General features: G+C 62.1%; 2 protein-coding genes. One reads left to right on the top strand and one right to left on the bottom strand.

Features of this window, described 5'->3' with window-relative positions; translation table 11 throughout:
* A partial coding sequence (locus EN939_RS32060) for a PAN/Apple domain-containing protein (protein ID WP_164751418.1) occupies positions 1-547 on the bottom strand: 547 nt, incomplete at its 3' end.
* Positions 548-819: 272 nt separating this feature from the next.
* Here EN939_RS32060 and EN939_RS32055 point away from each other — a divergent pair.
* Positions 820-1,973, top strand: a 1,154-nt coding sequence (locus EN939_RS32055; RefSeq protein WP_164751417.1) for an autotransporter assembly complex protein TamA, incomplete at its 3' end; no start/stop codon positions are given.

The raw sequence follows: 1,973 nt of genomic DNA, 5'->3' as shown, positions 1-1,973 counted from the left end.
GACCATCATCGGGCAGCACCGAGACCGCGGCCTCGTATTTCAGCATGGCGGAGCGGTGATCCCCGGTCAGCACGGCCTGTTCGGCGGCGTTCAGCAAGGCAGCCATGCCTTCGGTCGGCTTGTCATAGGCCGGGCCGAGCAGCTTGTTGCGGTATTGCTGGGCCTGATCGGCCATCCAGTTGGGGAAGAAAGCGAGTTCCGGCGGCGCGCCGATATCAGGATCGCCATCGATGTTGACGACCTTGCCCGCGACCGCGCCGTTGAAGGTTTTCAGCTGGTTGTAGTCGGATTTGAGGAAGCACCATTTGGCTTTTTTGTTGTAGGTGAAGGCACGGCAGGCCGGGTCTCCCAGGCATGTCGTCTTGCACTGGTCGATTGTCACATTCTGGTCGGACCTGAGATCAAAGCCGAAATAATCGGAATTGTCCGTTGTCGCGATCCGCCGGGCCTCGGCCGCTTGCGCGGCGCTGCTCCAGGCCAGGACACTGGCCCAGCCTAAAAACAGAAGAATCAGGATAGACAGACCACGAGCCGCGCGCATTGCCATAACACCCCTCCAGACACAGCTGACGTCCGGGCATGATCAAGCTTCAGTCAGGCTTGTCAACACAAGGACGCGGCAGGGTTCCGCCTGCCAACGGTTTCCTTTCCGGCCGATGACCGGTAGTACCTCCATAGGACAGGGGATCACGCTTTCTTGCGGCGACGCAAAAGGTGTGAATTCCAAGCCCGCCCTATTTCAGACAATTGGATTGTGGCCCCTTTACGAGCGCTTCAGAACTTCATTCCAATTTTAGTTTTGTAATCTAGGTTGTCTTAATGCCGGCGCATGAAGAGCAGATGTCAGGAGGTCGCGCGCCAGGGCGTGCGCTTCCGCGCGCCCTGCTGCTGGCCGTGATGTGCTCGACCGTGCTCGTCGCCGAATCGCGGCCGGCGGCCGCTTTCGAGCTTTTCGGCATCAAGCTGTGGGGGTCGTCCAGCGACGAGGATGCCGATATCGTCGATCCCCTGCGCTACGCCGTTACCATTTCCGCCCCCGACGCCGACAAGGATCTGGTCAAGAAGCTCGAAAATGCCTCGGCGCTGAAGAGTGACGAGGAGCGTCCGGTTTCCGGCTCGCTCGGGCTGATGGCCAAGGCGCGCAGCGACCGCGAACAGCTTGTCGCCGCGCTCTATGCCGATGCCCGCTACGAAGGCGTCGTCACCGTCACCATCGACGGCAAGCCGCTCGACGATTTGCCGCCGGATGCCGAATTCAAGGGGCCGCAGCCGGTTCCCGTGGTGATCGACATCGCCAGCGGGCCGAAATTCACCTTGGGCAATATCCACCTCGAGGGCGACGCAGCGGGGCTGATGAGCGCCGATTATGGCTTGATATCAGGCGGCGATGCGGGATCCGGCGCTGTGCTCAAGGCCGAGGCGCTGATCGTGCGGACGCTGAAGGAGCAAGGCAGGCCGCTGGCAGAGGTGACGGACCGGCAGATCGTCGCCGACCACGCTACTTCGACGCTGGACGTGACGCTGACGGTCGCCGCTGGGCCGGTCGCCGGCTATGGCGACACAACGGTGGAAGGCACCGAAAAGGTCGACCGCGACTTCACCGAATACATGACCGGCCTCAAGCGCGGCCGGCAGTACTCGCCGCAAGAGATCGATGACGCGCGCGACCGGCTGCTGGCGCTCGAGGTCTTCAACAGCGTGACGTTCAAGGAAGCCGACACGCTCGATGCCGACGGCAACATTCCGATCGGCGTCCAGGTCAGCGAGCGCAAGCCACGCTATTTCGGCGTCGGCGGCACCTTCTCCAACACCGAGGGGCTGGGCCTGGAAGGTTATTGGGGCCACCGCAATTTGTTCGGCCGGGCCGAGAAGCTGCGCATCGACGGCAAGATCAGCGGCATCGGCAGCAATGATCTCGGCGAGCTCAACTACAATGCCGGCATCATGTTCGAAAAGCCGGGCGTGATCGGGCC

The sequence above is a fragment of the Mesorhizobium sp. M7A.F.Ca.CA.002.05.1.1 genome, assembly GCF_003998335.1.
In the GTDB taxonomy this organism is placed as follows: Bacteria; Pseudomonadota; Alphaproteobacteria; order Rhizobiales; family Rhizobiaceae; genus Mesorhizobium.
Note: the sequence above shows the minus strand (reverse complement) of the source record. Positions and strands in the feature narration are given on the sequence as shown.